This window comes from Acinetobacter sp. YH12043 (genome assembly GCF_013419915.1).
Classification (GTDB): Bacteria; Pseudomonadota; Gammaproteobacteria; order Pseudomonadales; family Moraxellaceae; genus Acinetobacter.
On the sequence record NZ_VOZD01000010.1, the window covers coordinates 49,707 to 76,000 of the forward strand.

General features: G+C 44.1%; 22 protein-coding genes. 9 read left to right on the top strand and 13 right to left on the bottom strand.

Annotated elements, in window-relative coordinates; genetic code table 11:
* Nucleotides 1–8: 8 nt before the first annotated feature.
* Nucleotides 9–1,766: an ABC transporter substrate-binding protein gene (locus tag FTU01_RS06645; protein WP_180031804.1), complete on the bottom strand. Its 1,758-nt coding sequence runs from the start codon at nt 1,764–1,766 to the stop codon at nt 9–11.
* A 741-nt stretch (nt 1,767–2,507) separates the two neighbouring features.
* Here FTU01_RS06645 and FTU01_RS06650 point away from each other — a divergent pair.
* The 5 genes from FTU01_RS06650 (at nt 2,508) to FTU01_RS06670 (ending at nt 7,842) form a co-directional block, all read left to right on the top strand.
* Complete coding sequence (locus FTU01_RS06650; RefSeq protein WP_180031806.1) at nt 2,508–5,174, top strand: TonB-dependent receptor; 2,667 nt, start codon at nt 2,508–2,510, stop codon at nt 5,172–5,174.
* A gap of 149 nt (nt 5,175–5,323) precedes the next feature.
* Nucleotides 5,324–6,025: an energy transducer TonB gene (locus FTU01_RS06655; protein WP_086044090.1), complete on the top strand. Its 702-nt coding sequence runs from the start codon at nt 5,324–5,326 to the stop codon at nt 6,023–6,025.
* A 36-nt stretch (nt 6,026–6,061) separates the two neighbouring features.
* Nucleotides 6,062–6,961, top strand: coding sequence for a MotA/TolQ/ExbB proton channel family protein (locus FTU01_RS06660; protein ID WP_180017059.1), 900 nt, complete (start codon nt 6,062–6,064; stop codon nt 6,959–6,961).
* A 15-nt stretch (nt 6,962–6,976) separates the two neighbouring features.
* The gene (locus FTU01_RS06665; protein ID WP_005234255.1) at nt 6,977–7,402 is read left to right on the top strand and encodes a biopolymer transporter ExbD; all 426 of its coding nucleotides are present in this window, start codon (nt 6,977–6,979) and stop codon (nt 7,400–7,402) included.
* A 20-nt stretch (nt 7,403–7,422) separates the two neighbouring features.
* Entirely contained in the window at nt 7,423–7,842 is a 420-nt protein-coding gene (locus tag FTU01_RS06670) for a biopolymer transporter ExbD (RefSeq protein WP_004783336.1), read from the top strand.
* Between the two features lie 54 nt (nt 7,843–7,896).
* Here the strand turns inward: FTU01_RS06670 and bfr are convergent, their stop codons facing one another.
* Entirely contained in the window at nt 7,897–8,361 is a 465-nt protein-coding gene (gene bfr / locus FTU01_RS06675; protein ID WP_004783337.1) for a bacterioferritin, read from the bottom strand.
* A gap of 338 nt (nt 8,362–8,699) precedes the next feature.
* Between bfr and FTU01_RS06680 the strand changes: the two genes are divergently transcribed.
* Entirely contained in the window at nt 8,700–9,767 is a 1,068-nt protein-coding gene (locus FTU01_RS06680; RefSeq protein ID WP_034170652.1) for an aldehyde reductase, read from the top strand.
* A 120-nt stretch (nt 9,768–9,887) separates the two neighbouring features.
* Here FTU01_RS06680 and rlmF read toward each other — a convergent pair whose 3' ends face one another.
* The 6 genes from rlmF to FTU01_RS06710 all read right to left on the bottom strand — a co-directional run bounded on the left by rlmF (nt 9,888) and on the right by FTU01_RS06710 (nt 19,375).
* Nucleotides 9,888–10,862, bottom strand: a complete 975-nt coding sequence (rlmF, locus tag FTU01_RS06685) for a 23S rRNA (adenine(1618)-N(6))-methyltransferase RlmF (protein ID WP_180031807.1) — start codon at nt 10,860–10,862, stop codon at nt 9,888–9,890.
* Between the two features lie 222 nt (nt 10,863–11,084).
* Complete coding sequence (gene ligA, locus FTU01_RS06690; RefSeq protein WP_180017063.1) at nt 11,085–13,124, bottom strand: NAD-dependent DNA ligase LigA; 2,040 nt, start codon at nt 13,122–13,124, stop codon at nt 11,085–11,087.
* Nucleotides 13,125–13,220: 96 nt separating this feature from the next.
* Nucleotides 13,221–14,216, bottom strand: coding sequence for a cell division protein ZipA C-terminal FtsZ-binding domain-containing protein (locus tag FTU01_RS06695; RefSeq protein WP_004783344.1), 996 nt, complete (start codon nt 14,214–14,216; stop codon nt 13,221–13,223).
* Nucleotide 14,217: 1 nt separating this feature from the next.
* Nucleotides 14,218–17,670 carry a chromosome segregation protein SMC gene (gene smc, locus FTU01_RS06700; RefSeq protein WP_180031843.1) on the bottom strand — a complete coding sequence of 1,151 codons (3,453 nt, stop codon included), beginning with the start codon at nt 17,668–17,670 and terminating at the stop codon, nt 14,218–14,220.
* Nucleotides 17,671–17,681: 11 nt separating this feature from the next.
* Nucleotides 17,682–18,377 (bottom strand): GntR family transcriptional regulator, encoded by a 696-nt coding sequence (locus FTU01_RS06705; protein ID WP_005234246.1) that lies wholly within the window; start codon nt 18,375–18,377, stop codon nt 17,682–17,684.
* A 194-nt stretch (nt 18,378–18,571) separates the two neighbouring features.
* Nucleotides 18,572–19,375, bottom strand: a complete 804-nt coding sequence (locus FTU01_RS06710; protein WP_180138565.1) for a sulfite exporter TauE/SafE family protein — start codon at nt 19,373–19,375, stop codon at nt 18,572–18,574.
* 27 nt (nt 19,376–19,402) lie between these two features.
* Here FTU01_RS06710 and FTU01_RS06715 point away from each other — a divergent pair, with 27 nt between their 5' ends.
* A complete protein-coding gene (locus FTU01_RS06715; protein ID WP_180138567.1) occupies nt 19,403–20,158 on the top strand; it encodes a biotin--[acetyl-CoA-carboxylase] ligase in 756 nt (251 codons plus the stop codon).
* Between the two features lie 14 nt (nt 20,159–20,172).
* The gene (locus tag FTU01_RS06720; RefSeq protein ID WP_180138569.1) at nt 20,173–20,913 is read left to right on the top strand and encodes a type III pantothenate kinase; all 741 of its coding nucleotides are present in this window, start codon (nt 20,173–20,175) and stop codon (nt 20,911–20,913) included.
* Here FTU01_RS06720 and FTU01_RS06725 read toward each other — a convergent pair.
* The 3 genes from FTU01_RS06725 to ffh form a co-directional block, all read right to left on the bottom strand.
* Nucleotides 20,867–21,472 (bottom strand): alpha/beta hydrolase, encoded by a 606-nt coding sequence (locus FTU01_RS06725; protein WP_179992863.1) that lies wholly within the window; start codon nt 21,470–21,472, stop codon nt 20,867–20,869. The two genes, FTU01_RS06720 and FTU01_RS06725, sit on opposite strands and share 47 nt — an antisense overlap.
* A 137-nt stretch (nt 21,473–21,609) precedes the next feature.
* On the bottom strand, nt 21,610–22,185 hold the full coding sequence (locus tag FTU01_RS06730; RefSeq protein WP_180138571.1) for an alpha/beta hydrolase: 576 nt from the start codon (nt 22,183–22,185) through the stop codon (nt 21,610–21,612).
* Nucleotides 22,186–22,344: 159 nt separating this feature from the next.
* The gene (ffh, locus tag FTU01_RS06735; protein WP_004783356.1) at nt 22,345–23,751 is read right to left on the bottom strand and encodes a signal recognition particle protein; all 1,407 of its coding nucleotides are present in this window, start codon (nt 23,749–23,751) and stop codon (nt 22,345–22,347) included.
* A 138-nt stretch (nt 23,752–23,889) separates the two neighbouring features.
* Between ffh and FTU01_RS06740 the strand changes: the two genes are divergently transcribed.
* Nucleotides 23,890–24,699 carry an inner membrane protein YpjD gene (locus tag FTU01_RS06740; RefSeq protein WP_004783358.1) on the top strand — a complete coding sequence of 270 codons (810 nt, stop codon included), beginning with the start codon at nt 23,890–23,892 and terminating at the stop codon, nt 24,697–24,699.
* A 55-nt stretch (nt 24,700–24,754) separates the two neighbouring features.
* Here FTU01_RS06740 and FTU01_RS06745 read toward each other — a convergent pair whose 3' ends face one another.
* Both FTU01_RS06745 and FTU01_RS06750 read right to left on the bottom strand, forming a co-directional pair.
* On the bottom strand, nt 24,755–25,534 hold the full coding sequence (locus FTU01_RS06745; protein ID WP_180138573.1) for a class I SAM-dependent methyltransferase: 780 nt from the start codon (nt 25,532–25,534) through the stop codon (nt 24,755–24,757).
* Between the two features lie 141 nt (nt 25,535–25,675).
* Nucleotides 25,676–26,275, bottom strand: coding sequence for a gamma carbonic anhydrase family protein (locus FTU01_RS06750; RefSeq protein ID WP_180031818.1), 600 nt, complete (start codon nt 26,273–26,275; stop codon nt 25,676–25,678).
* Nucleotides 26,276–26,294: the final 19 nt, after the last annotated feature.

Consider the following 26,294-nt stretch of genomic DNA (forward strand, 5'->3'; position numbering starts at 1 on the left):
TTCTCAAGTTATTTTTTAACAGGTTCAATATCCAGATATTGCCAAACTGCTCTAGTCACCGGATGTGCCTTAAAGCCCTGTACCTGTGGGTGAATCAGCCAGTTGCGTACCCGGGTATTGTGCAAAATCCATGGATTATCGGCCTCCATCTGGCGGTTCATCTGCTCATAATATGGAGTGCGTTGCTGAGGCGGCAGTTTCATCGCAGTTTGATACAGCGCGTCATAGGCTTTAGAGGTATAGCAGCTCAGGTTACCTTGCTGGGCATTTGGGCCATACAGCAACTGAGCAAAGTTTTCCCCTTCCGGATAATCTGCAATCCAGGCGCCACCCCACATCATATGTTTGCATTGGGTGGCTTCTTTTAAATTGTCGGCAAAGTTACTGACTTTAAATTCAACTTTTACCCCGATTGCATCCAGGTTCTTTTTCCATAGTTCCGCAGAAATAACGGAAGAACTTGAGCTGGTCGAGTTCATTTTCAGAACCAATGGTTTGCCATCAGGCAAGGTACGATAACCATCGGCGCCTTTCTTGTAGCCAAAACGATCGAGCAGTTTATTGGCGAGTAATGGGTTATAGGCAATGCTGCTTCTATAATTCGGGTTATATCCGCCTACGCCTTCAGGAAGAATCATTTCAGCTTTAACCGCATGGCCCTTGTATAGCTGCTGGATGGCTTCTTTCTGGTTATAGGACAAAGCAATGGCACGGCGTAGTGCAATTTTTTCCAGTGAGTTCCCACCAATCACCGGATCACGCATATTCATGATGGTATAGGTGATTTCCGGTTCTTTATTCGGATAATGCAGGATGCCTTTTTTCTTGTATTCACTTTTCAGCTGCTTATTTTCCAGTGCCTGTTCAGCGCCACTTGCAGTCAGTTTGTCATAGTCTAATTGTCCAGATTTTAAAGCCAGCCAACGTGATTGTTCTTCTTCAATGATACTGATCTTGACCTTGCCGATTTGCGGCATCTGCTTGCCTTGCATGGCTTTAACAATCCGTTGATCCCACTCTGAACCATCCCCCTTAAAGTTCCAGACAAAACCGCGATAATTTGGATTAGCGGTTAACTCAATGCGGCTACGCGGCACATATTTGTGTAACTGGTATGCCCCTGTTCCGACTGGATGCTGACCTACCCGATCGCCATAATGTTCGATGACTTCACGTGCAGTACCAGCAAAAGCGACATAGGCCAGAATGTAAGGAAAGTTCAGGTCTGAACGGGTCAGGGTAATTTGTAAGGTATATTTATCTAGGGCTTTTAAACCGGGAATAGGTGCATCGTAGTTGAACTTGCCAGTTTTTTTAGCCTGCTGGATGACCTGATCTGCCCCAAGGATTTTTCCCTCGATAAAAGAAAAAGAAGGAGAATGATTTTTGGGATCCATGATCCTTTGCATGGAGTAGATATAATCACGCGCCACCAGTTCACGCTTCTTGCCCTGAAATACAGGATCAGGACTAAAATAAATCCCTGGCTTGATTTTAAAGGTATAAACTTTTCCATCCTGCTCAACCTTGGGTAAAGATTCGGCTGTATTTGGAGCCAAGATTGCAGGCCGCGCCAGATAATCATAACGCAATAAAGGTTCAAAAATAGCTTCGGCAATGCTGCCACTGTAGAAATTATAGGTTTTGACCATATCAAAACCGTCATCAGGTGCTTCGAAAGCCAGGTTTAAAACTTTATCCGGATGTGCAGATGATTTTGCTAAAGCCATCCCCCCTGATGTTACTGCCAGTGCTAAAACTGTCATCCTTAAAATTACTGATTTCAAATTCACACCTATTTTTGTTTATTTAAATCATTAAAATGATTAAGTTTTTTTAAAAGCATTTAATCTCTTCTGATTTGCTTCATGTTTTTTTATTTTTCAACATTCCGCCTATCTTATGAATCTAGCGTTTAAAAGCTAATTTCATGCCACTCTATACTTTAAGTAACAATTAAGTTCTTTTTACAACAAAAAATATATTTTTATTAATCATTTAAAATAATAATAATTTAGGCAATTACTTAGATACTATCTGCAGTATTTACTGCACTAATCCTACAATGACTTTCACTTTATTGCACAAAAATAATTCACTAGTGGGTCATTTTATAGCACATTCCAATTCAGCCATTCGTAATCCAAAAAAATAAATCTATATTTTTTAATAACTAAGAATATGTCTAAAAATTAAACAACCACCCCTCATAACTCATATTTCACCTACATTAAAGAATCTAAAAATATCGATTAGTTCACATATTTTTCAATTAATGTTTAGAGTTAATCAATAAATACTGATTTGCAATATCATTTTTTCTTATTACTTCCAATACAGCTCATCTGTTTTCCCTGACGCACAAGTTCTCTCTTTCTAAGACCCTATAAATTAAGCATTTCTTAATATATTGAATATTTTTAGAAGAATTCTGACTAAGTTGGCACTTGCTTTGCTTAAAAAAAATACAGCATTATCTTCACACAACAAGAAAGGTGAACTTTACGATGAAAATAAACAAACTAGTCGGATCTATGGGGGCTCCAACCGTCAGCAAAAGACTACTCAAGTTAAGCGCACTCAGCTTAAGTATGATGTGCTTGTCTTTGGCACATGCAGCCGATGAACCAGAAAACTCTGCCGCTCAACCTACCAAGGTTCAAAAAGTGACAGTGACAGGTTCATCTATTAAAGGAGTAGCTGCACAAAGTGCATCTCCTATTACTGTGCTTAAAGTCGAAGATCTGGTGAATCAGGGGGTCACCACAGTTGAAGAAGCAATTAATAAAGTAAGTGCTAACCAAGCTGGTTTTGCTGTTTCTCAAAATATTGGTAAAAGTAATACTTCAGGCTCTTCTGCCAACCTGCGTGGGATTGGTACTGATAAGACCTTAGTTTTATTAAATGGGCGTCGTTTGGCTAACAGCCCATTTAGTACTTCTGAAGTTAACCTGAATATTATTCCGCTCGCGATGGTTGAGCGAATCGAGATTCTGCGTGATGGTGCTTCTGCAGTATATGGTGCAGATGCAATTGCCGGCGTAATTAACTTTATTATCAAAAAGGAATACCAAGGTTTCGGTATTTCTGGTGGACTGCAAGCACCTGAAGAAAAGAATGGCGACAAATATGATGTCTCTATTTTCGGTGGTTATGGTGATCTGGATGAACAAGGTTTCAACGTTTACGGTGTAGTCGATTATCGTACTTCTGACATGATCATGGCCAAAGATCGTAAAGTCAGCCGTCGTGGTGGTTTAATTCCAGAGTTAAACATGGCGATCGGTTCAAGTGCCGGCTTCCCTGCCAACCTTTTAGATTCAGGTGTAGGTGTAGTTAACCCTTATATCAATCAAAACTGTAATAATGCACCAAATATGTTTGTATCTGGTACACGTTGCTTGTTAAACACTCAAGCACTCATTGGTATTACTCCAGAAGAAGAAACTTTTTCAGCTCTAGGTAAAGGTACCTTCAAATTAACCGATTCATTAAATGCGGTTGCTGAATATATTTATACTGAAAGTAAAGTAAAAACCTCGATAGCACCTGATGTATGGGGAGGTAGTCTTTCTATTCCAAATACCAGCAAATATTATCCAGGCAACGGCATTACACCAGACATCGCTGGTCTGGTAGATCCAAGAGCAGCACTTTATTTACGTTCACAATCAGGTAACCGTGTTTCTCAATCAGAAAATGAATCAAACCGCTTTTTTGCAGGGATTGAAGGTGAAGTCTACGGTTGGGATGTAAATGGTGGCGTTACTTATGCCAAAAGTGAAGCAACTGATAATTTTGTCAGTGGTTACCTGAATCAAAGTTTGGTTCAAGCCGCACTTAATGATGGCACCTTAAACCCATTTGGTCCTCAGGCCGCTGCAGATGCTGGGAAATGGTCTACTTTTGATGTGGCAGGTCCAACAAATATGGCAAGTCTGGATTCTACCACTATAGATTTCACTGTCAGCCGTCCAATCTATGAACTACCTGCAGGTGAAGTTGGATTTGCCTTGGGTGGTAGCTACACCACTCAGGACTGGGAAGCCAAGGTGAATGCCGATCTTGTTCGCCAGGTTCCAGGTTCTGGTATTGATCCAAATAAACCGTCAAGTTCAGGTGACCGTGATATTACTGCGGTGTTTACTGAATTACATGTACCGATCTTGCCGACTCTAGAAGCTCAACTTGCGGCACGTTATGATGACTATAGTGACTTTGGTGATACTTTCAATCCAAAAGTATCCCTACGTTGGGAACCGGTTAAAGAGTTAATGTTCCGTAGTTCTTATAGTACTGGATTCCGCGCCCCAAGTATGTGGGAAATCAACTCTTTACAAAGTGAAACCAATACTAGCACTAACTTCAATAACCCACGTTTTTGTGATGCTAACGGTCAACCGACCAGCACCCAATTTGCAGACCAATGTGGTATGCAGTTCAAGCGTAAACAAGGTGGTAACCCAGACTTACAGCCAGAAGAATCAACCTCTTTTACAGCCGGATTCGTATATGAACCAATCAAGAATCTGGTATTCACCGCTGATTACTACAATATTGATATTGAAGGTTTAGTCAGCTCAGTTACTCCTAATGACATTTTTAATGACCTTGATCGCTATGGCAATCTGATCGTTTACGCTCCAGATGGTCGTATCCAGTATTTAAATACAACTCTACAAAATATGGGTGGATTAAAAACTGAAGGGATTGACCTCAGCCTGAACTACTTAAGCCCAATGACAGCAACAGGCCGTTTTGGTTTTGGGATTGATGGTACCTATGTCATCAAAATGGATGAGCAAGAAGAACCAAACGGTGAATGGGAAGGGCTCGTCGGCATCTATGATGATCCTGCAGTCGTCCGCTGGAGACATATTGCCAATATCAACTGGTCTTATGAAGACTGGAAAATGAGACTAGAACAACAATATATCCGTGGTTATGAAGACTTTTCTCAAGAACGTGATGTAAGTGCCTATACGCTTTATAACTTTGCAGGCACCTATAGCGGATTCAAGAATTTAGAGCTAACTGCAGGTATTCGCAACATGTTTGATGCAGAACCACCTGCTTCTGATGCAACTAACAATGCTCAATATGGCTATGACCCTCGTCACGGTGATCCAATGGGCCGTACCTACTTCCTACGTGGTACCTATAAATTCTTTTAATTAATTACTTCGCAAACACTGCTGCCAAGCGGTGTTTGCGGTTTTCCCCGTTTAATTTTAGCCAAACAAAAAATAATGCTGCCTGTAACTAAAAACAATTTTCTCATCAGTGCACTATTTCCTGTTTGTCTTAAATTCTAGGAGTCATGATGGGCACAAAGTTTGAAGACTTAGAAAAAAACTCCGCCAAAAAACTGACTGGTATTGGGGTCGTTGTTTTTTTGCATATCCTGGTTGGCCTAGTACTCATGGCTGGTATGGCAAAAGACATTATTAAACCGACAGAACAGCCGGTTGAACTAATGATTATTCAAGATATTAAGCCGCCTGAACCTGAGCCACCAAAAGAAACTCCACCTGAACCACCAAAAATCGTGGAAAAAGTGGCACAAGTGCCTGAGGTGAAACCGGTTGAAAAAGTAGTTCCTGTACAGAAAACGCTTCCAACGCCAACCCAACCGACAACTGTTGCAGTACCTACTCCCGTTGCAGCGAGTCCTTCACCAAGTCCGGTAGCAGCACCGGCTCCAGTAGTCGCAGCCGCTCCAGCCCCAGCTCCTCCACCCGCTGGCGTAACTCGTGGTGTTTCACAAGGTGAAGCAGGATGTAAACGCCCAGACTATCCACGTGATGCACTGATGAATGAAGAGCAAGGTGAAGTCCTGATCTCTGTATATGTAAATACCTCCGGCAAGGTCCAGGATGCGAAGGTGAAAAAGTCGAGCGGTAGTCGTGCGCTGGATCGTGCAGCATCCAAGGCCTTCAGTTTATGTACTTTCAAGCCGGCAATGAAAAATGGCGAACCGCAAGAATCTTGGTATGACATTCCCTATGAATTTGTCCTTGACTAACAGATACAACAGATAAAGAAAAAAATCAGGAGATCCATGATGAAAAAATCACTAAAACCTTTAAAAAACATGACTGCTGCCGGTGTAATTGCCATGAGCACTTTATTACCTCTGCAAACAATTTTTGCAGAACAGTCCGCTACACCAAATACCAGTGCTGTCACTGAAACAGCGGTAACAACACCTGCAACAGCGGCCACACCAACCCCGCCCCCACTGCCTGATGAAGCTAGTGATGAAAAAGCTGGATACAATCCTTATGGCCTAGAAGCCATGTGGAAAGAAGGTGATATTGTTTCGAAAATCACTTTGTTTATTCTGGTTGTCATGTCGATCGGCACCTGGTACATCATGATCAGCAAATGCCTACAACAAGGCAAGATTCGCAAACAGGCTAAGCAAGCTGAAAATACTTTCTGGGAATCTTCTTCTCTGGATAATGCCACCGAGAACCTGGATGAAGCCAGCGTCTACCGTTTTATTGCGGAAAAAGGGATTAAGTCAACCAAAAATCATGGCGGTACATTACTTGAGCGTATTGACTTCAATACCTGGGTCACCATTTCAATTTCACGTGCAATCGACAAAATCCAGAACCATCTGAGTGGCGGTCTGGCCTTCCTTGCTACAGTCGGTTCTACAGCACCTTTCGTAGGTCTGTTTGGTACCGTTTGGGGTATTTACCATGCACTGACTGCAATTGGTATTTCAGGACAGGCATCAATCGATAAAGTTGCTGGTCCGGTCGGTGAAGCACTGATCATGACTGCAATCGGTCTGGCTGTGGCAGTTCCGGCAGTACTTGGTTACAACTGGTTAACTCGCCGTAATAAAGCTGTAATGGAAGAAGTTCGTACCTTCGGTTCTGATCTGCATGCTGTACTACTAAGCGGCGAAATCAGCTCAAACAATCCTGTTCACCGCGACACAAAATAAAAATGGGGGTCAACCATGGGAATGATGGTCAATTCAAACGACAGCGATGATGAGGTCATTGGTACCATTAATACCACGCCTCTGGTTGATGTGATGCTGGTACTGCTGATTATTTTTCTGATTACAGTACCGGTTGCAATTCATACCGTACCGGTCGATCTGCCTGAAGAACGTAATGTCCCGTATGAAACCAAGCCGGAAAATATCCAGCTGGCAGTCAATAAAAATGGCGATATTTTCTGGAATGAATCCTATATTCCGGACAAGGCAATTTTACTGACCCGTTTACAGGCAGAAGCCCAGAAACGTCCTCAGCCTGAGGTGCATATTCGCGGTGATCAAAGAACAGCTTTTGAAGCGATTGATCAGGTCATCAGTACTACCCAGCAAGCAGGTATTGGCAAGATTGCATTTGTCACGACCCCGCCCGCTTCACCTTAAGATTGAGGGAGAATCCAGTTATGGGAATGAATGTTGGCTCAAATCAGGATGATGATGTAATGCTGGACGTCAACATGACACCATTGATTGATGTCATGCTGGTCTTGCTGATTATGTTTATTATCACTATTCCATTGCCGAATAATTCGATTAATATCAACCTGCCGAATGGTACACCACCACCAACTGAGGAAAAACCGCCAGAGATTGTGAATTTACGTCTCGATGCTCAAGGCCAAATCTTCTGGAATGATCAGCCAGTGGCCAATGCTCAAGCGCTAGAAGCCTTATTCAAGACCGTGGCGCAAAAAGCCGATCAGGATCAGATTAAAATCAAGGCTGATCGTGCAACTGAATACAAGCATATCGCGATGGTGATGGCTGCGGCTCAGCGTCTGGAAGTGAAAAAAATCGGAATTGTCAGTAACAACAATTCTTAAGTCTATAGAATCAAAAAACCCAGCATCTGCTGGGTTTTTTTATTATTCAATATCTTACATTTGTGACTGGATATAGTTTTGTAGACCAATCAGCTCGATCAAACGTAACTGTTTTTCTAACCAGTAAGTATGATCTTCTTCCGTATCCGACATTTGCTGGCGCAGCATGTCACGGGTCACATAATCGCCCTTCTCTTCACAAAGTTTGACCCCTTGAGCCAGCTTTTCACGGACATGATACTCAAGCTTCAGGTCAGCTTTCAGGCAGGTCACCACATCTTCACCAACTTCGATGTCATCACGCTGCATATTTGGCGTACCTTCAAGAAAAAGGACACGACGGATCAGGGCATCTGCATGCTGTGCTTCTTCCTGCATTTCATGGTCGATGCGTTCAAAGATTTTCGTCAGACCCCAATCTTCATACATACGAGAGTGAATCAGGTATTGATCACGAGCAGCCAGTTCGCCACCGATCAGCATATTTAAATAATCTACGACTTCTGGATTACCGCGCATTTGAATTACTCCCTGCTTTTATCATCTTATTATGGAGAAAAGATGTTTGATTTGCAAAAGCAAAATTATGGTAAATGTCTGATTTTTATATAATTAAAATGAGAAGCACTTGCATTTACGCTCTCTGTTCGGCCAAATCCCATTTATAAAACAACATCTTGCATTTTTCGTTCCGTTTTTATTCATTCTAGCAAGCTGGAATATTCAAACGTTAATTTTTGTAAATATTAATAAGCACTTATCTTGTTGCTTATTTTTATCTTGGACTCACCTGTTTGGCCTGGTTCATGCATAATTGTGCCTACGATGAAAGAAGTCAAAACAACAACGGTTTAAATATGACATTACAACATAGCACAGCACCTGTTCTGGTCACCGGCGCATCTGGCTATATCGCCAGTTGGGTGATCCAGAAACTTTTAAAACAAGGTTATACCGTACACGCCACTGTACGTGACCTGAATAAAACCCAGAGTTATACACACCTTGAACAAATTGCAGACAGCAGCCCGGGGACCTTAAAGCTGTTTGAAGCTAACCTGCTCAAGCCCGGTTCTTTTGATGCGGCCATGGAAGGTTGTGAAATTGTCTTTCATATGGCCTCGCCTTTTGTGGTCACCAATTATAAAGATGCGCTCAAAGACATTATTGAACCGGCAATTCTGGGTACGCAAAATGTGCTGAATAGCGTCAATAAAACTGAATCTGTCAAACGTGTGATTGTCACCTCAAGTATTGCCTCAACGTATGGCGATGCGATTGATATTTTGCAAACCGAGCACACCAGTTTTGATGAATCTCACTGGAATACCACCAGTTCAGAAACCCATCAGCCTTATCCATATTCCAAAGTCATGGCAGAACGCAAAGCTTGGGAAATGGCGGAAGCGCAGGATCGCTGGGATCTGATCTGTATCAATCCGGCACTGGTCTTTGGGGAATCCTTAACGCCTAATACTCAATCAGGCAGTGTGGAAGTTCTGCAACAGTTTGCCAATGGCATGACCTTGCTGGGTGTTCCACCAATGTGGAATGGTGTGGTGGATGTTCAAGATGTTGCGGAAGCCCATATCCGTGCTGCATTTAATCCGGAAGCGCATGGCCGTTATATTATCTGTAGTGAGACTTTGAGCCTGCTAGAAATGGGTAAAATCCTGCGTGAAGCGTTTGGTCCTAAATTCCCGTTTCCACGCAACCAGTTGCCAAAAACGGCCTTCAAGATTTTTGGTCCTCTGGCAGGCTTTAGCCGTAAATTTGTTGAACTCAATATGGGTTATCCAATTTTCTTTAATGCCCAAAAAAGTAAGGATGAACTCGGTCTGGAATATCGTCCAGTAAAAGAAAGCTTGGTCGAACATTTCCAGCAATTGCTGGATGACGGTGTGGTGAAGAAATATATTCCTTAATTGTACGAGCTCAAACCTGATCTGACAGTGACCGATTTTTTATGGTGTCTGTCAGATTAAATTTGAGCTACTACACCGACTTATGCGCCCACAAGCTCACTATTCCTGCATAAAAACAAGCTAAGCAGAAGTCCAACGCGCATTTTTCCACGCTTGCTGTTGCTTTGTATCTAGAAAAGTCCAAGCCACAAAACGACTCTCTTTTTGCCCCTGCGTCATTTTAATAGTTTTTACATCCACTGCACCGCACTTACGCAAGGTATTTAACAGCATAGGCAATGTGGTTTTCTTAGAAACCAGTGTACTAAACCAAAGACATTGCTCAGCAAACTGTGTGCTCTCTTGTACCATTTGGCAAACAAAGCGTTCTTCTCCACCGTCACACCACAGCTCGTTCTTTTGTCCACCAAAGTTTAACACCACTTTAGACCGATCAACCGGTTTGCCAAGTTTGCGTAATTTTTGCGTTGCTGTGGCATTTGCCTCATCTTGTGAAGCATGAAATGGTGGGTTACACAGGGTCAAATCAAAACGATCTGAAGGTTTAATCACACCTTTGAAAATATTGCTCGGTGTCTTTTGCAATCGAATCTGAATCCCCTTCCTGAGATTTGGATTTGCCTCCACAATAAATTGAGCACTTTTAACCGATGCCGAATGAATGTCTGAGCCAACAAATTTCCAACCATAACTACGATGCCCAATGATCGGATAAATACAGTTCGCCCCTACCCCAATATCTAATACGTGAACGGCGTGTCCTGTTGGAATCTGACCGTTATTATTGAGACTTAACAGGTCAGCCAAATAGTGAATATAGTCGGCTCTACCCGGAATCGGTGGGCAAAGATAATCTTGAGGAATATCCCAATATTGAATGCCGTAAAAATGCTTGAGCAATGCTTTATTGAGCATTTTCACAGCCAGTGGATCAGAAAAATTGACTGAAAGATCGTTGTATTGATTCGGGCTGACAAAAGGTGCTAGTTCCGGACAACTCAGGATGAGCTGAGGAAAATCGTAACGACTGCGATGCAGATTTCGTGCATGTAATTGCGATTTTTGTTGCGGAAAAGATTTCTTTGCTTGCGCCATGTGTATGCCAATCATCAAAGGGAGAACAGAATCAATCAGGCAGGATCTATACCTGCAAATGAATCTATTGTACGTGAATTCAACTTACATTACCGAACCCGTCCTTGTATTTGTCTATCCTCCCCTCTCATTCACCTATAGTTTTGAACTAGCAATAAAAAAGACACCTTAAGATTCATCATCCTGGGTGTCTTTTTTATTTGAGTCATTGTTTAGAGCTAATTATTCTTCGATTTGCCCATGCTCCTTCATCAAAGCAATAAATTGCGCTTCATTGATCACGGGCACACCGAGTTTTTCTGCTTTATCGAGCTTAGAACCGGCTTTTTCACCCGCCACCACGCATTTGGTCTTGCTAGAGACACTGCCACTGACCCGTGCACCTAATGCTTGCAGTAATTGCGTCGCTTCATCACGTCCCATAGAACTTAAAGTTCCAGTCACTACCCAGCTTTCACCATTCAGTGGTTGGCGCGTTGGTGCAATTGGCGCATCCCAATGAATACCGGCAGCCAACAAGCGATCCAATACTTCCAGGTTATGCGGTGCCTGGAAGAAATCAACAATCCATTCTGCGGTAATATCACCAACATCCGGTGTTTTTTTTAAAGCGTCTACATCAGCACTACGTAAAGCGTCGAGAGTCTGGAAAGTATTGGCCAGCATACGTGCTGTCGTTTCACCTACGCCACGAATCCCGAGCGCATAAATAAACGCTGCCAATGTAGTTTTCTTGCTGTTCTCAATCGAATCAATGAGATTTTGAACGGACTTTTCACCCATTTTTTCGATTTGCAGTAATTGCTCACGATGCTCATGCAAGTGATAAATATCCGACACATCTTTCAAAAGATTGAGATGTAACAGTGACTCCACCCAGCGATCGCCCAGACCTTCGATATCCATAGCCTTACGCGAAACAAAGTGACGGATGGTCTCGATACGCTGCGCCGCACAATACAGTTCACCTGAACAGCGTGCCAAGGCTTCACCTTCTGGCATAACGACTGGAGAACCGCACACCGGACAATTCTCAGGTAAATGCACTTCTACCGCATTGGCAGGACGGAATTCTGGCCAGACTTTTTCTACCTTAGGAATCACGTCACCACTACGATAGACACTGACGGTATCCCCAATTCTTACATCCAGACGGTGAATTTCACCAATATTATGCAGCGTTACATTGGAAACGGTTACACCACCCACTGCAACCGGATTCAACCGTGCTACAGGCGTTAGAGTCCCGGTACGACCCACTTGCCAGTCAATATTTTCAACAGTGGTCAATGCAGCCACTGCCGGGAATTTATAAGCCGTTGCCCAACGTGGTTCACGGCTCAAGAAACCCAGTTTTTGTTGCTGTTTAAGGTCATTGACCTTAATGACCATACCATCGATTTCGACACTAAGCTTTGAACGTTCTTCAATGATCTGCTCGTAAACCTTTTGCACTTCCTGGATGCTACTGCAGATAAAATGCCGCTCACCAACAGCAAAGCCAAACTGCTGTAGCCATTCCAGACTGCCTGACATTGTGGTTTGACCATGATGAGGAACACACTGGGCAATTCCATAAGCATAAAAAGCCAAAGGTCGAGAAGCTGCAATATTCGGATCAAGCTGGCGTAAACTGCCGGCCGCGGCGTTACGTGGATTGGCAAAGGTTTTTTCACCTTTCGCTGCATTGGCCGCATTCAGGCGTTCAAAGCCGGATTTCGGCATTAGCACTTCGCCACGCACTTCCAGTAATTCTGGAATCACGCCATTCACTGGAGACAGAAATTTCGGCAGGTTACGGATGGTTTTGACATTCTGGGTAATATCTTCTCCAGTTTCCCCATCACCACGGGTGACACCACGAACCAGTACGCCATGTTCATACCAGAGGGAAATTGCCAGACCGTCAAATTTCAGCTCAACATCGTATTCGATCTTTTGATTGGGTAAGCGTTCTTCAATACGGCGTGCGAAAGCAAACAGGTCATCCTGATTGAACACGTTGCCCAAAGACAGCATTGGCACTGCATGCGTTACAGTCAGAAATTTGGAAAGTGCCTGACCGCCTACTTTAACTGTCGGCGTGTCTGGCTGTTGTAAATGTGGATATTGTTCTTCTAAGGCTTTGAGCTGATGAAAGAGCTGATCATATTCACTGTCTTCAATCGTAGGTTGATCCATCACATAATAAGCATGATTATGCTTAGCAAGCAGTTGAATCAATTGACGCATTTGCGCAATGACAGTGGCATCTTGGGTCATAATTTCACCATAAAAAAGGGCGGAAAATCCGCCCTATACAATATTCAGCTTTTCGCTATTATAAAAATCGGATTTTGCAGATTCAATATTGGAATATTAAACTTCTGCAGTCTGTCCAGCACGATAGTCAATCGCCTGATGACGCCAGAATTCACGTAATTGCGGGGTCATTTCCTGCTGGTTCTGATCATAGACCAGACCATCCACTTCACGCGCAATCAGACGTGAAATGCTGTCCATGGTATCGAAGGCATTCTGTACATCGCTATGCGGTAAAGCCAAGAAGAACGCCAGACCTTTGACTTCTTCAGTCGACAAAGTTTCTAGGTCAAAACCTTCCATACCGGTATCCGCCATACGCAACACCGAAAATAGCAGTTTCGAGCCATCTTCACTATAACGATGGAAACATGCCAACTCACCATAACGCAGGCCATATTTCAGTAAAACTTTCAAGGTTTTTTCACCTGACAGTGCACGGCCTTGTGGATAAACATGCAATGAAATAATCGTTTCAGCATTGGCTAGCGAACATTCTTCATCCACAATTTTTTGCTCATGGAGATGTGCATCCAGAATACTGCTTTCATCATTAAAGTCAGAAATTTCAGCTTTTTCAATATTACTATTCAGGCTAAATTCAGCGGCTTTAGGCTCTTTTTCTTCTTCTGCTACTTCTACTGTTTCAGGCTTGTTTTCTTGTTCAGCTGACGTAGTGTTTTCTTCTGTTTTGGCTGCTTCCTCTGCAACCACCTGTGTATCGAGCGGACTTGCTGCTTTGGTTTCTGGCTGGGCGGTTTCAGTCAAAGTTGGCTCTACTTTGACTGCTTCTTTTTGTTCTGTCTCAGGTGCAATGTTGTCTACCACTTCTTCATTCAGACTCGGTTCAACACGTGCAGCTGCCGGACTTTCGGTTTTAGACAGTTGAGAACGTACATGCCTCGGAATAACCGGAGTCTGGCTGTCAGGATCAATATGAAGATCCGCATCCAGTGACGGTACAGCCTCCGCAGGTTTTTTCAAGATCAGTCTTATGCCGAATAGCATAATCACAATTGCAATAACAATCCCGATAATTGTGGTGATTTCCATGTTATACCTCCGCAGCTAAGCCGTATTCTTTTGCCTGTTCCAAATTTACTGTCACTAATTTTGAGGTTCCCGGTTCAGGCATGGTTACACCTAAAAGATCAGTCGCCATCATCATTGCAAGTTTGTTATGGGTAATATAAATAAATTGCACTTGTTCAGAAAGCTCTTTGACTAAATTACAAAAACGTCCCACATTGGCATCGTCCAGCGGTGCATCCACTTCGTCCAATACACAGAACGGTGCCGGATTTAGTCGGAAAATTGCAAAGACCAGTGCTAATGCGGTTAAAGCCTTTTCACCACCAGAAAGCAATGCCAGTGAGCTATTGCGCTTCCCTGGTGGGCGTGCCATCAGTTTTACACCCGATTGCCATCCATCTTCAAGACTTAAACTCGCTTCACCGCCCTCAAATACTTTCGGGAACAGGTTTTGTAGCTCGGCATTGACCTGATCGAAGGTATTCATAAACAGCTTACGGGTTTCCTGATCAATACTTTTCATTGCTGCCTGCAGCTGTTCAACGGTATTTTCCAGATCCTGAATCTGATGGCTGAGTTCGTCATAACGTTTCGAAACTTCTTCATACTCTTCAGAAGCTGCCAGATTCACCGCACCCAGTTTATCGAATTGAGCCTGGGCTTTTTCTAGTTTGGCCTGATGTACTTTTACATCAATATTCAGCCCTGAAATTACTTCACTATTCAACTCTTTCAGTTGTTCTGAATAATGCTGTAAATCAGATCTGGCAGCTTGCCAAGCCAGACGTTTGGCTTCAAGTTCAGTACGCAGTTGTTCATCCTGCTGCTGGAAAGTATGGCGCTGCTCAGTCAGGTGCTGCTGCTTGCTCTGGATCTGATTCAGCTCGATCTGCCAGTCTGCCCAGGTTTTTTGCAGTTTTTCCGTAATCAGCGCCTGTTCATTAAACTGGCTCTGTAAAGCAGGCAATTCCAGCTGTACCGGATCAACAAACTTTTTAGCCTGTTCTATTTGCGCAATAATCTGCTGATATTGTTCTTTTAAAAACAGCTGGTCTTTTTCTAGCAGTTCAGCCTGCTGCTGGCTTTGTACTGTTTGACGGCGCAGTACTTCTAATTCCTGCTGCGCCTGCTGAGTGACTAGCTGTGAGTCTTCAAGTTGAGCATTGAGTTCTTCCAACTGAAATTGCAAGGTCTTGTAGTTGGGCAGTGCCTGTTCCAGTTTCAGATTCAGTGCATGCAGATCAATTTCCAGATCATCTTTCTGCATCGCATCTTCTTCCAGCTGCTCATCCAGTTGCTGTAACTGGTTCTGCAATTGCTGTTTCTGTACCGCAAAGGCCTGCGTCGCACTCTGAACTTTGGCAATGTTCAGATCAAGCTGTTGTAACTGCTTTTGTGCCTGCTTCTGCTGCTCATTGATGCTTTGAATCTGGCTTTGCAAAGCTTTTACTTGAGCAGTGAGTTCAGGAAGCTGTTGCTCTAGATCTGCGAATTTCGGTTCAAGCTGAGCCAGTTGCTGCTCGATTTCATCCAGACGGATACGATGACTCAGTGCCCCTTGTCCCGCCTGACTGGCTTCATCATAATCCAGTGCAATCATCCAGTCGGGACCGACATGATAGCCATCCAGACTTAAGATCGACTGGCCTGTATGCAACTGCGTTTGTAAACCAAGCGCCTGTTTAAAGTTCTCAGCTACGGCCACCTGTTGCCAGAGCGAATATTGAGGTGCTTCAATCCAGTCTGCTAAACAAGGGAGTCCATCAAGCTGAATATTATCCTGTGTCGTCTGAGCTTTGAGCTGGCGTGCACTATTTTCCAGAAAATGCTCAGTTTCTTCTAATACTTGTGCAGAAAGCCATTTCGCCAGGAACTTTTCAATCAAACTGGCATAAGCTTTGGCCTGTGGATTCAGCTTCAGCACTTGCATTAACTGCACCGCATCCGCTTTGGCGTTTGGATTGGCTTTGGTCAGTAACTGGCTCAGGTTTTTGCGTTCTGATTGCAGCACCTGAATTTCTGATTTCAGCTGCATGAGCAATTGCTGCTGGCTTGCCTGTTCTGCCTGTAGCTGCTCAAGCTCAGTTTTCAGTGTTTTGAGCTGAGCCTCAAAGCCAGTGATTTGCTGTTCAGTTTCAGCTCTATCAGTCTGATACTGTTCCAGCTCATCTTGCTGCGCCTGCTGCTGAATTTGTGCTGCCTGCTGTTGCAAGGTTTCTTTTTGCTGTTCAATCCGGACAATATTTTTAGCCAGCTGTTCACTTTGCGCCAGCATTTGCTGTTTACGTTGTTGCTGTTGCTCAACCTGGGTTTTAATTTGAGCAAACTGGGCAGCAATTGTGCCTTGCTGGGATTTCAGATCAGTCAGACCCTGGTTTTGTTCCTGACTTTGACCTTCCTGCTTCTGCAATTGTGCAGTCTGATCTTCGAGTTGTTGATGCAGGGTGTCCAGTTGCAATTCAATCAGCTGTAAACGTTCTTTGGTTTGTGCTTTTTGTTCTTCCAGCTTCACCAGACTGCTTGAGTTCTGCTGCAATAAGGACTGCTTTTGCTGCAGGGTCATTTCCAGTTCGCTGAGCTTTTTCTCAGCCTGTTGCCATTCAGTTTGTAGCGGTGTGGACTGTTGAATCAAGCGCTGGAACAGTTCACTGGTCGCTCCCAGATCATGCTCAACAGTAGTCAATTCAGAACGTACCAGCTTAAAATTCTCGCCCAGCGTATTCATCTGCACAGTATATTCTTCTTGCAGACGCTGGCTCTGCTCACACTGGAACGACAGGATTTCAATCTTGATGGTACGGATCTGGCCTTCCAGTTCCTTATATTGAATGGCAGTTTCTGACTGGCGTTTCAAGGTTTTAAGCTGAGACTTGAGTTCAGAGGCAATATCTTCCAGACGCGACAGGTTCTGCGTCGTGTGATCCAGATGCAGCATGGTCTCGCGGCGACGTGCCTGATAACGGGAAACCCCGGCAGCTTCTTCAATAAAAACCCGCATTTCTTCCGGCTTGGCATCTACCAGACGGTTAATCATGCCCTGTTCAATAATTGCATAAGAACGCGGCCCCAGACCGGTTCCCAAGAAAATATCGGTAATATCACGACGTCGGCATTTAGTGCCATTCAGGAAATATTCAGACTTGCCATCACGGTTGACCTGACGACGCACTGCCAGCTCATTATAGGCATTATACGCACCGCCCAGCTTGCCATAAGTATTATCAAAACGCAGTTCTACACTGGCGATGCCCACCGGTTTGCGCTTGGCTGTTCCGGTAAAAATCACATCCTGCATGCTGCCACCACGTAGTTGGCGCGCACTGGACTCACCCATCACCCAGCGTATGGCATCAATCACATTTGATTTACCACAACCATTGGGTCCCACCACTGCAGTCCGGTTATCCTTGAAGTGTAAGGTGGTACTGTCAGCAAAAGATTTGAAGCCTGAAAGTTTTAAACTGCTTAAACGCATAGTGTCCTGATTTAACGTCGTGAGCGTCTGGCCCACGCGAGTTCAATTTGTTTCATCCGTGTCAGAGATTCCAACACAAGGTTGCGCAAGTGTCGACAAAAATCTTCCATAAATAACGTCGCCTGATGGGATTTACGAATTAAAATCGCTTCCGTCACCAGTTTAAATAATTCAAAAGATTCCTGTAGCTCACGTCTTGAAATATTCAGGGTCAGAAAATAGCTACGGCGTAAAGATGGTAATAGTTCCTGATAGTAGCGCATCAGGTAAAGATTACCGACCATCTCCTGTTGCTGGGCCATTCCCTGAAAGATCAAATCATAAAACTTTTCGGTATGGCCTTGGCGGGTTTCGGCTTCCAATTGTTCTAATAGTAGCTGAATGCGCTCTGCCTCATGACTGCGCCAGGTCTCTGCCATGCGATGTACCATCTGCCCCAGCAATAAAGAGGTCAGGTCAAACAGGGCACGAACCTGCATGGCCGACATTTCCGAAACAATGGCGCCACGACGCGGGAAGATTTCAATCAGCTGGGTACGTTCAAGCAAGAGCAAGGCTTCACGGACTGATCCCCGACTGACGTCAAGTTCCGATGCAATTCTGAGTTCCTGGATGCGTTCGCCTTCAACCAGTTCACCCCGGATAATCTGTTCACTGATATGCTTGGCAATCTGTTCAGACAAACTGTGTGCTTCTTGTTGTTGCATACTGTTCCTGTCTTATTTTTATTGATGCAAGTGCAGTCATTCTGGATGACTTTTCAGTTATTAAACGGCTTTTTTGCAGAAAATACTTTGACATTGTCAGACAATCTTGTGTCTATACAGCCAACCCAGTCAAAGAAAAAGGAGAATAGTGACCCATTCTCCTCAAAAAATTTAGCTGATAAAAAATGAGTAGTTCAGGCAGTAAAGCCTTGATAGATAAAATACAGACCAACTGTAGTCAATAAGGCCGCAAAACATTTTTTTAATAGAACTGGTGATAATAAATGCGCCACTTTTGCACCAAATTTTGCAGTGATAAAACTCATCACACTAATACCAATAAACGCATAAATATGAATATAACCAATCGTATTTGGTACTTCGACTTCAGCTTTCTGACCAAACCAGATAAAACCTAAGGCACCAGCCACTGCGATCGGCAAACCGCAGGCAGCAGAAGTGGCTACTGCTTTCTGGATGACGACACCACAACGATTCAGGAAAGGCACAGTCAAACTGCCGCCACCAATCCCGAATATGGCCGATGCCACGCCAATGCCACCACCCGCTGCCAACTGTAATGCGGCTGAAGGCAATTTCTGATTCGGATCAACCTGATAATGCACGCCTCTAAACATTCTGAATGCAATCCAGACTGCAAAGAAGCCAATCAGCAATTGCAGACCTTGGCCCGATAAATAATCTGCAATACCAGCTCCCAAGAATGAGCCAATGACCAGGCCAGGTGCCAGATTACGCACTACATCCCATAACACTGCTCCTCTTTGGTGATGTGCCATCACCGAACTGATTGAGGTCACAATAATTGTGGCCAGAGAAGTTCCGACTGCCATATGCATAATCACGCTTGGATCGTACTGGAGCTGGGTAAAAACAATGTACAGAATTGGCACGATAATCAGGCCACCACCCACGCCAAACAGGCCTGCGGCAAATCCTGCAATTGCACCAATCAATAAATATATGATTAACTCCATAACGACATTTACCACGTTTAGATTCAAATGGATGTAGAAACTCGCGAACTGCAGCAACGTTTAAGTCAAGCAGGCCAGCTTCCTGAAGTGTTGCTGATCAAGCCCATTACCACATCGACCAATGACGATGTCCGGGAACTGGCAACCAAAGGGGTACAACAGGTACTGGTGTGTAGCCGCGTGCAAACCCAAGGACGTGGACAGCGTCAACGTCAGTGGATTTCTCCTGAGGGGAACATCTATTTAAGCACATTGCTGCATACACAAAAAGCAATCGATGGTCGTCTGGCGCTGGAAATTGCGTTAAATATCCTGCAAATGCCAAGTCTAAAAGGACTGGACTTGCAAGTGAAATGGCCCAATGACCTGTACAGCCTGCAGGGGAAATGGGGCGGCATTCTGATTGAACCGATTTCGACCCAACAGGTGGTGGTTGGTGTCGGGATCAATGTCAGTCCACTCACGGAAAGCATTCCAGACCAGCAGGTGACTTCTCTGACTGAATTGGGACTACAGCATGCTTCACGCGTGGATCTGATTGCCGAGTTATATCTGGCTATTCAGCAAGCGGGGGAATGGTTTAATTATGGCAGTCAGAATCTGCCGGCACGGTTTAACCAATATGCTGCATTTTTCCAGCAAACAGTTGAATTTACTGATATTCAGGGCCAATATTCCGGAACTTTCCTCGGCATTCAAGACGATGGTGCAGTCATTATTGAAGCGGATGCAGGTACGCAGACATTTTATCAGGGGCAACTCCGTCTTAAAAACGGCGGCTAATCAGGCATAACTCAATGAAAAAATTATGGTTGGATATCGGCAATACACGACTCAAGTACTGGATTACGGAGCAGAACCAGATCATTGAACATGCTGCGGAAATGCATTTGCAATCCCCTGCCGACTTACTTCTTGGTCTGATTCAGCATTTTAAGAGTTTGGGCTTGCATCAGGTCGGAATTTCTTCCGTGCTAGATAAAGCGAATAATATCCGAATTCAATCGATTCTGACCTGCCTGAACATTCCTGTAGTTTTTGCCAAGGTACAGGCACGCTATGCCGGTCTGATCTGTGGCTATGATGATCCTTCCCAGCTTGGGATCGATCGCTGGTTGCAAGTGCTGGCCGTTGCCAAGTCAACTCAGCAAAATTACTGTGTGATTAGCTGTGGGACTGCCCTGACCATTGATCTTGCCCAAGGTCAAAAACATCTCGGCGGTTATATCCTGCCGAATCTGTATTTACAGCGCGATTCCCTGATCCAGAATACCAAAGGCATTAAAATCCCGGATGCAGCTTTCGAGGAACTCAGTCCTGGGCGCAATACCATTGATGCCGTACATCATGGCATTTTATTCGGTCTGCTCAGTACCATTGAAAAAGTACTGCAAGATTTTCCGGCACAGCTGATCCTGACCGGTGGAGATGCTGCACTCTTTGCCCAGCATCTCGAACGGTTTCAGCCTATTATTGAACCCGATTTATTGCTTAAAGGCCTGCAGCATTTTGCAGATCATTTGCCAAACACAGTTTGAGCAGCTCGAGCAACTTTGAAAAATCTGCATAGCCATCCAGCTTGTTAAAATGCCCTGCATTTTTGATTTCAAAAATCTGTGCATTCAGGCTATGGCCCAAACGCAGTGAAATCGGTGCAGGCACATAAGGATTATTGCTGGAAAGCAGCATTACAAAACGTTTGGCGCCAAGTGATAAATTGTTCAGATCTAGCTTTACTGCCTGCACCATTTTGTTTAGTTCCGACCAGGCCACCAGTGGTGTATCAAAAGCTGCGACCAGCATTAGCCCGCCAATTTTCAACTGTGTACGGTTATAGTGTTCTTCGAGAAACTTTAGAGCACTTAAGCCACCCAAGCCATGCGCAACAATGAAACTATGCTCATCCAGATGTGGAATCTGCAGTTTCAGGTTGTGCTGCCATTCTTCCAGATCGGGTTGAAAAGGATTGGCCAGCATGATCCGTTTGGCCTCGAACCCGGCGTCTTTGATCTGCCGGCTTAACCACGGATACCAGTGGTCATTTGAGGTCGCCTGATAGTCAGGCACGATATAGACTTTCTTCGTTATATTTTTCATAGCATTGTACTTATTATATTGAGAGCAAAATGCTCCGAAAAAAATTAAGTTTTTAATTATTTATTAGCGGATGAAATTCAATATTCCTTATTCAACTTCACCCTGTCATCATTGAACCAATCTGTTCATCATCCTCCCTATTCACTGGAAGATTGGATCAGATAAGGCTGAATCACTCGCCAGACTTCCGGCAGTTCAGTACAGCCTTGCGAATTAATAAAATGCCCTTGATGTTCGGCACAGACTACGATTGCATCCAGACTTTCCGCTTGCTCCAGACTGAAGTCAGGCTGAACCCGATCATCACCTTCCGAATAAATCACTACACGTTCATCAATCTGACGTTTCAGTAAATCAAAATCTACTTCAGCCGCGTCAATGAACGGATTAACTTCTTCCAGACGTCCCAGTCTGCCATTGAAACCGGCCACCAAAACCAGTTGTTTGATTCTCTGATTTTTTAATTCGCGACTTAAATAATGTAATGCAGCCAGACAACCCAGACTATGCGCAATAAAAATACTGTTTTCGTCAATCCCGTCAATCTGTTCACGCATTTGCTGTTCCCAGACCTCCAGTTTTGGTGTAGTGGATGGGTCAAGTCTGAGTACTTTCAAGCTGACATGTTCCTGCTGGGCTTTTTCCTGAATCCATGGAAACCAGTTTTCTTCAGGACTTGCGGTATAGCCATGCACCACAATCACTTGAGTCATTAGATACATCCTTCTGTATTATTTTATTTCGAATGTTTTCGAGTCTGCCTGATTTTTCTAGAAATTTGGGTAAGCAAATGTTGTTTTGTTTAAACTGGATATAAAAGAAAATACAGACAATAAAAAAGGCGCTGTACGCGCCTTTTTTATTTAAAATAGTTATTTTTTGTCGTTGCCGCCGAACAGTGGGCCCATACCACCGCCACCGCCAAACTGTTTTTGCAGACCGCTCAGTGATTTCATCATTTTTGCCATACCCGACGGATTAGCAAATTTCTTCATCATCTTCGCCATTTGCGCATGCTGTTTAATCAGCTTGTTGACTTCTGAGACTTCCATACCGCAACCTGCTGCAATACGCTTTTTACGGCTTGGATTCATCAGGTCAGGGTTACGGCGCTCCTTGATAGTCATCGACTGGATAATCGCTTCCATTTTCTTCACTTGCTTTTCAGGATTCGCCTGCGCAATTGCATCTTGAATACCAGAATTGCTCATGCCTGGAAGTTTGTCCAGGAAGCCCATCATGCCTCCCATCTTGTTCATCTGCTCGAATTGCATCAGCATATCTTCAAAGTTGAAGCTACCGCCTTTTTGCAATTTCTTCGCCATTTTCTCGGCTTTTTCTTTGTCGATTTTGCGTTCAACTTCTTCGACCAAAGAAAGCACGTCACCCATGCCCAGAATACGCTGTGCCACACGTTCCGGATGGAATGGCTCAAGAGCATCCAGTTTTTCGCCCATACCGAGGAACTTGATTGGCTTGCCAGTAATCGCACGAACAGACAGTGCTGCACCACCACGCGCATCACCATCAGTTTTAGTCAGGATCACACCCGTCAAAGGAAGCGCATCGTTAAATGCTTTGGCTGTATTTGCCGCATCCTGACCGGTCATGGCATCAACCACGAACAGGGTTTCAGTCGGATTAATCGCTGCATGCAGCTCTTTAATCTCTTCCATCATATCGTCATCGATATGCAGACGACCTGCAGTATCGACAATCAGTACATCGGCAAACTGGATTTTTGCCTGTTCAATTGCACGATTAACGATACTGATTGGTTTTTCAGTAGCACTCGATTCAAGGAAAATCGCGCCAACTTCGCCAGCCACCGTCTGTAGTTGCTTGATCGCAGCCGGACGATAAACGTCGGCAGACACCATAGCTACTTTTTTCTTTTGACGCTCTTGCAGGAAGCGCGCAAGTTTGGCTGCAGTCGTGGTTTTACCCGCACCCTGCAAACCGGCAAGCAGTACCACCACCGGTGGTTTTGCTGCAAGGTCAAGGCTTTCATTGGCCTCGCCCATCATTTTGGTCAATTCGTCATAGACGATTTTGACGAAGGCTTGCCCTGGTGATAACTGAGTCATCACTTCCTGGCCTAATGCTTCTTCCTTAACTTTCGCGATAAATTCACGAGTTACAGGTAACGCAACGTCGGCTTCAAGAAGTGCCATACGTACTTCACGTAACGTATCTTTAATATTGTCTTCGGTTAGCTGCCCTGAGCCAGTAACATTTCTTAAACTCTGCGTGAGTCGTTCTGTTAAGGTATCAAACATTGCAAAATCCGCTTAAAATAGCCAGTAGCAAAAAATTGTTTCTTAAAATAGAAAATTTATGCATAGAATGCTATAGGATACTGTAGTTCGCACTGAATTTATATAAATGAATATTCATCACCCTTAAAAAGGTTTGACATGCTTAGCCTACCCTTGGTTTACACGATCTTAGCATTAATCGCTTATACCTCCTCTTTTTGGTATCTGTTCATTCATTTAATGACTAAACGTACTCCAAATCAATGGTTTGTCGGCTTAACAGCTTTAGTTGGACTGGTACTGCATGCTTTGGTTTTATCAGGTGACATGTATACCCCAATGGGGATGAATTATGATGTATTTGCCTTACTTTCCTTTACTTCAGGGCTAATGCTGCTGCTAAGCATCATTTACAGTACCTATCGGCCGATTATTGCGCTAAACCTGATTGGTATTCCCGTCGCTGCGACCGGCCTGATTCTCGGTTTCAGTTTCACCCAGCCAGCGAAAGTTATTGCACAAAATTCCCTAGGTCTGGATATTCATATTATCTTGTCCCTATCTGCATACGCTGTGTTATTGATGGCGACGATTCAGGCCGTCATTTTGCGGTTTCAGGATCGTGAACTGAAGAAAAAACAGAAACGTCGGGTTTGGGTGAATCTGTTGCCATCCTATCAGGATATGGAATCTTTATTGTTCGATATGCTGATGACCGGTTTCATTTTACTGACACTGGCATTGGGTTTTGGCTTCTTTACCATCGATAATTTCTTTGCCCAGCATCTGGCCCATAAGACTGCCTTTAGTATTGTGTCCTGGCTAGTTTATGGTGCATTACTGATCGGCCACTGGAAATTTGGCTGGCGTGGTCAGAAAGCAGTGCGCTTTACCCTGCTTGGGTTTGGCCTGCTGGCGCTCGGCTTTATCGGTTCCAAATTTGTGCTAGAAATGCTGTTAAACAAATAAGCTGATTGATCTTCGATCGGTATTATAAAAGCCCAGCTAAGACTGGGCTTTTTATTTAATTATCCATTCCTTTATCTGGATTTATCCTTCCCACTCGTAGCGATAGCGGCCAACTCACCACCCGGGGCAATTCTGGATCTTCCCATTCTGGCAATAAGGCATCTGCCAGTACATTCAGCGGATTATGTCCGAGTGCCTGGGTGGCTGCTTTTACGGCTGACCAGGTACTCATATAGCCTATCAGTTGGTAAAAGTTCCACTCGACTTGTAATACCGGCGGCTGTACAGAAATTTCCTGAAATGGAAATGGCAGATTTTTGTATCCTTCATCGACATGGCGACGTTCAGGTGCCCAATAGGGTGCGATCGTCACTTCATAAAAATGTCTGAAATAATGATTCAGATGTTCTTCATCAATGCTGAATACCCCATAACTAATAAGAGCCAGAATGGCATTGGATTTTGCAATACGGCGAACTTCCGCATAGAACTTGTCCAGATCCAGCCAATGGGCAGCTTGTGCGACTGAAATCAGATCTACACTCTGGTCAACACATGGGATTTCTTCGGCTAAGGCCTGATGATATTGAATTCTCGGATGAGGTTTGGCCTGTGCGATTTGTTCGCTACTCGCATCAATGGCAATGATCTGATCAAAATAATGCGCCAAAACCTCTGAAAACTGTCCTGAGCCACAGCCGACGTCTAAAGCCAATTTGGTACTCGTTGATAGCTCTGCCAGCATCTTCCCCAAAGTGTCCGGATAATGCGGGCGAAACAAGGCATAATCTTGGGACTGCTGGGAGAAATGGTCTTTAAATTCCCGCCTTTCCATCTGCACTTTCCTGACCTGTTTTCTAACAGCTTAACTCGATCCGGAAAGGCGACAATAGGAATTTGGTTTCATTTCCAATAATTTTTAAAACTAAAAAATTAGCGTATTTTAATTATCTAAATTTTTTAAAAATCAGCGAGTTTAACTATTTTGCTTGATTTGATAATCCGCTTTAAAGTTCTGATAACTACGTCGCTCTGCGGAATTTTCGGTTAAAGCTTTTACTTCCTGCATGGTATTCAAGCAACGTGCAGTGAGCTGGATATATTGCTCGGTGCCATGGCTTTTCCAGGCAATTTCTTTTTCCTCTAAGGGACGAACTACTTTCGCCGGACTGCCAAGTACCAGATTATTTGCTGGTACTTTGAATTTAGCCTTGACTGTACTGTTGGCCCCAACAATGACATTCTCCCCGATTTCGGCCTCATCCAGAATCACACTATTCATACCGATCAGGGCATTTTTTCGTACCACGCAGCCATGCAGAATGGCACCATGACCGACATGGCCATATTCTTCAACCAAGGTCACACTGTCCGGAAATCCATGGATGGTACAGGAGTCTTGGACATTGGCATTTTTCTGGATATGAATCCGGCCAAAATCGGCCCGCAGCGAAGCGAACGGACCAATATAAACTCCGGCTTCAATGATCACATCACCGATCAGCACAGCCGTAGGATGGACATAAGCTTCAGGGCTGACGACAGGAATCACCCCATCAATCGCATAACATGGCATAGACTCCTCCTTGAGCTAT

Coding starts and splice junctions, on each gene's coding strand:
- FTU01_RS06645 (WP_180031804.1), bottom strand. CDS start 1,766: ATGACAGTTTTAGCACTGGCAGTAACATCAGGGGGGATGGCTTTAGCA.
- FTU01_RS06650 (WP_180031806.1), top strand. CDS start 2,508: ATGAAAATAAACAAACTAGTCGGATCTATGGGGGCTCCAACCGTCAGC.
- FTU01_RS06655 (WP_086044090.1), top strand. CDS start 5,324: ATGGGCACAAAGTTTGAAGACTTAGAAAAAAACTCCGCCAAAAAACTG.
- FTU01_RS06660 (WP_180017059.1), top strand. CDS start 6,062: ATGATGAAAAAATCACTAAAACCTTTAAAAAACATGACTGCTGCCGGT.
- FTU01_RS06665 (WP_005234255.1), top strand. CDS start 6,977: ATGGGAATGATGGTCAATTCAAACGACAGCGATGATGAGGTCATTGGT.
- FTU01_RS06670 (WP_004783336.1), top strand. CDS start 7,423: ATGGGAATGAATGTTGGCTCAAATCAGGATGATGATGTAATGCTGGAC.
- bfr (WP_004783337.1), bottom strand. CDS start 8,361: ATGCGCGGTAATCCAGAAGTCGTAGATTATTTAAATATGCTGATCGGT.
- FTU01_RS06680 (WP_034170652.1), top strand. CDS start 8,700: ATGACATTACAACATAGCACAGCACCTGTTCTGGTCACCGGCGCATCT.
- rlmF (WP_180031807.1), bottom strand. CDS start 10,862: ATGGCGCAAGCAAAGAAATCTTTTCCGCAACAAAAATCGCAATTACAT.
- ligA (WP_180017063.1), bottom strand. CDS start 13,124: ATGACCCAAGATGCCACTGTCATTGCGCAAATGCGTCAATTGATTCAA.
- FTU01_RS06695 (WP_004783344.1), bottom strand. CDS start 14,216: ATGGAAATCACCACAATTATCGGGATTGTTATTGCAATTGTGATTATG.
- smc (WP_180031843.1), bottom strand. CDS start 17,670: ATGCGTTTAAGCAGTTTAAAACTTTCAGGCTTCAAATCTTTTGCTGAC.
- FTU01_RS06705 (WP_005234246.1), bottom strand. CDS start 18,377: ATGCAACAACAAGAAGCACACAGTTTGTCTGAACAGATTGCCAAGCAT.
- FTU01_RS06710 (WP_180138565.1), bottom strand. CDS start 19,375: ATGGAGTTAATCATATATTTATTGATTGGTGCAATTGCAGGATTTGCC.
- FTU01_RS06715 (WP_180138567.1), top strand. CDS start 19,403: ATGGATGTAGAAACTCGCGAACTGCAGCAACGTTTAAGTCAAGCAGGC.
- FTU01_RS06720 (WP_180138569.1), top strand. CDS start 20,173: ATGAAAAAATTATGGTTGGATATCGGCAATACACGACTCAAGTACTGG.
- FTU01_RS06725 (WP_179992863.1), bottom strand. CDS start 21,472: ATGAAAAATATAACGAAGAAAGTCTATATCGTGCCTGACTATCAGGCG.
- FTU01_RS06730 (WP_180138571.1), bottom strand. CDS start 22,185: ATGACTCAAGTGATTGTGGTGCATGGCTATACCGCAAGTCCTGAAGAA.
- ffh (WP_004783356.1), bottom strand. CDS start 23,751: ATGTTTGATACCTTAACAGAACGACTCACGCAGAGTTTAAGAAATGTT.
- FTU01_RS06740 (WP_004783358.1), top strand. CDS start 23,890: ATGCTTAGCCTACCCTTGGTTTACACGATCTTAGCATTAATCGCTTAT.
- FTU01_RS06745 (WP_180138573.1), bottom strand. CDS start 25,534: ATGGAAAGGCGGGAATTTAAAGACCATTTCTCCCAGCAGTCCCAAGAT.
- FTU01_RS06750 (WP_180031818.1), bottom strand. CDS start 26,275: ATGCCATGTTATGCGATTGATGGGGTGATTCCTGTCGTCAGCCCTGAA.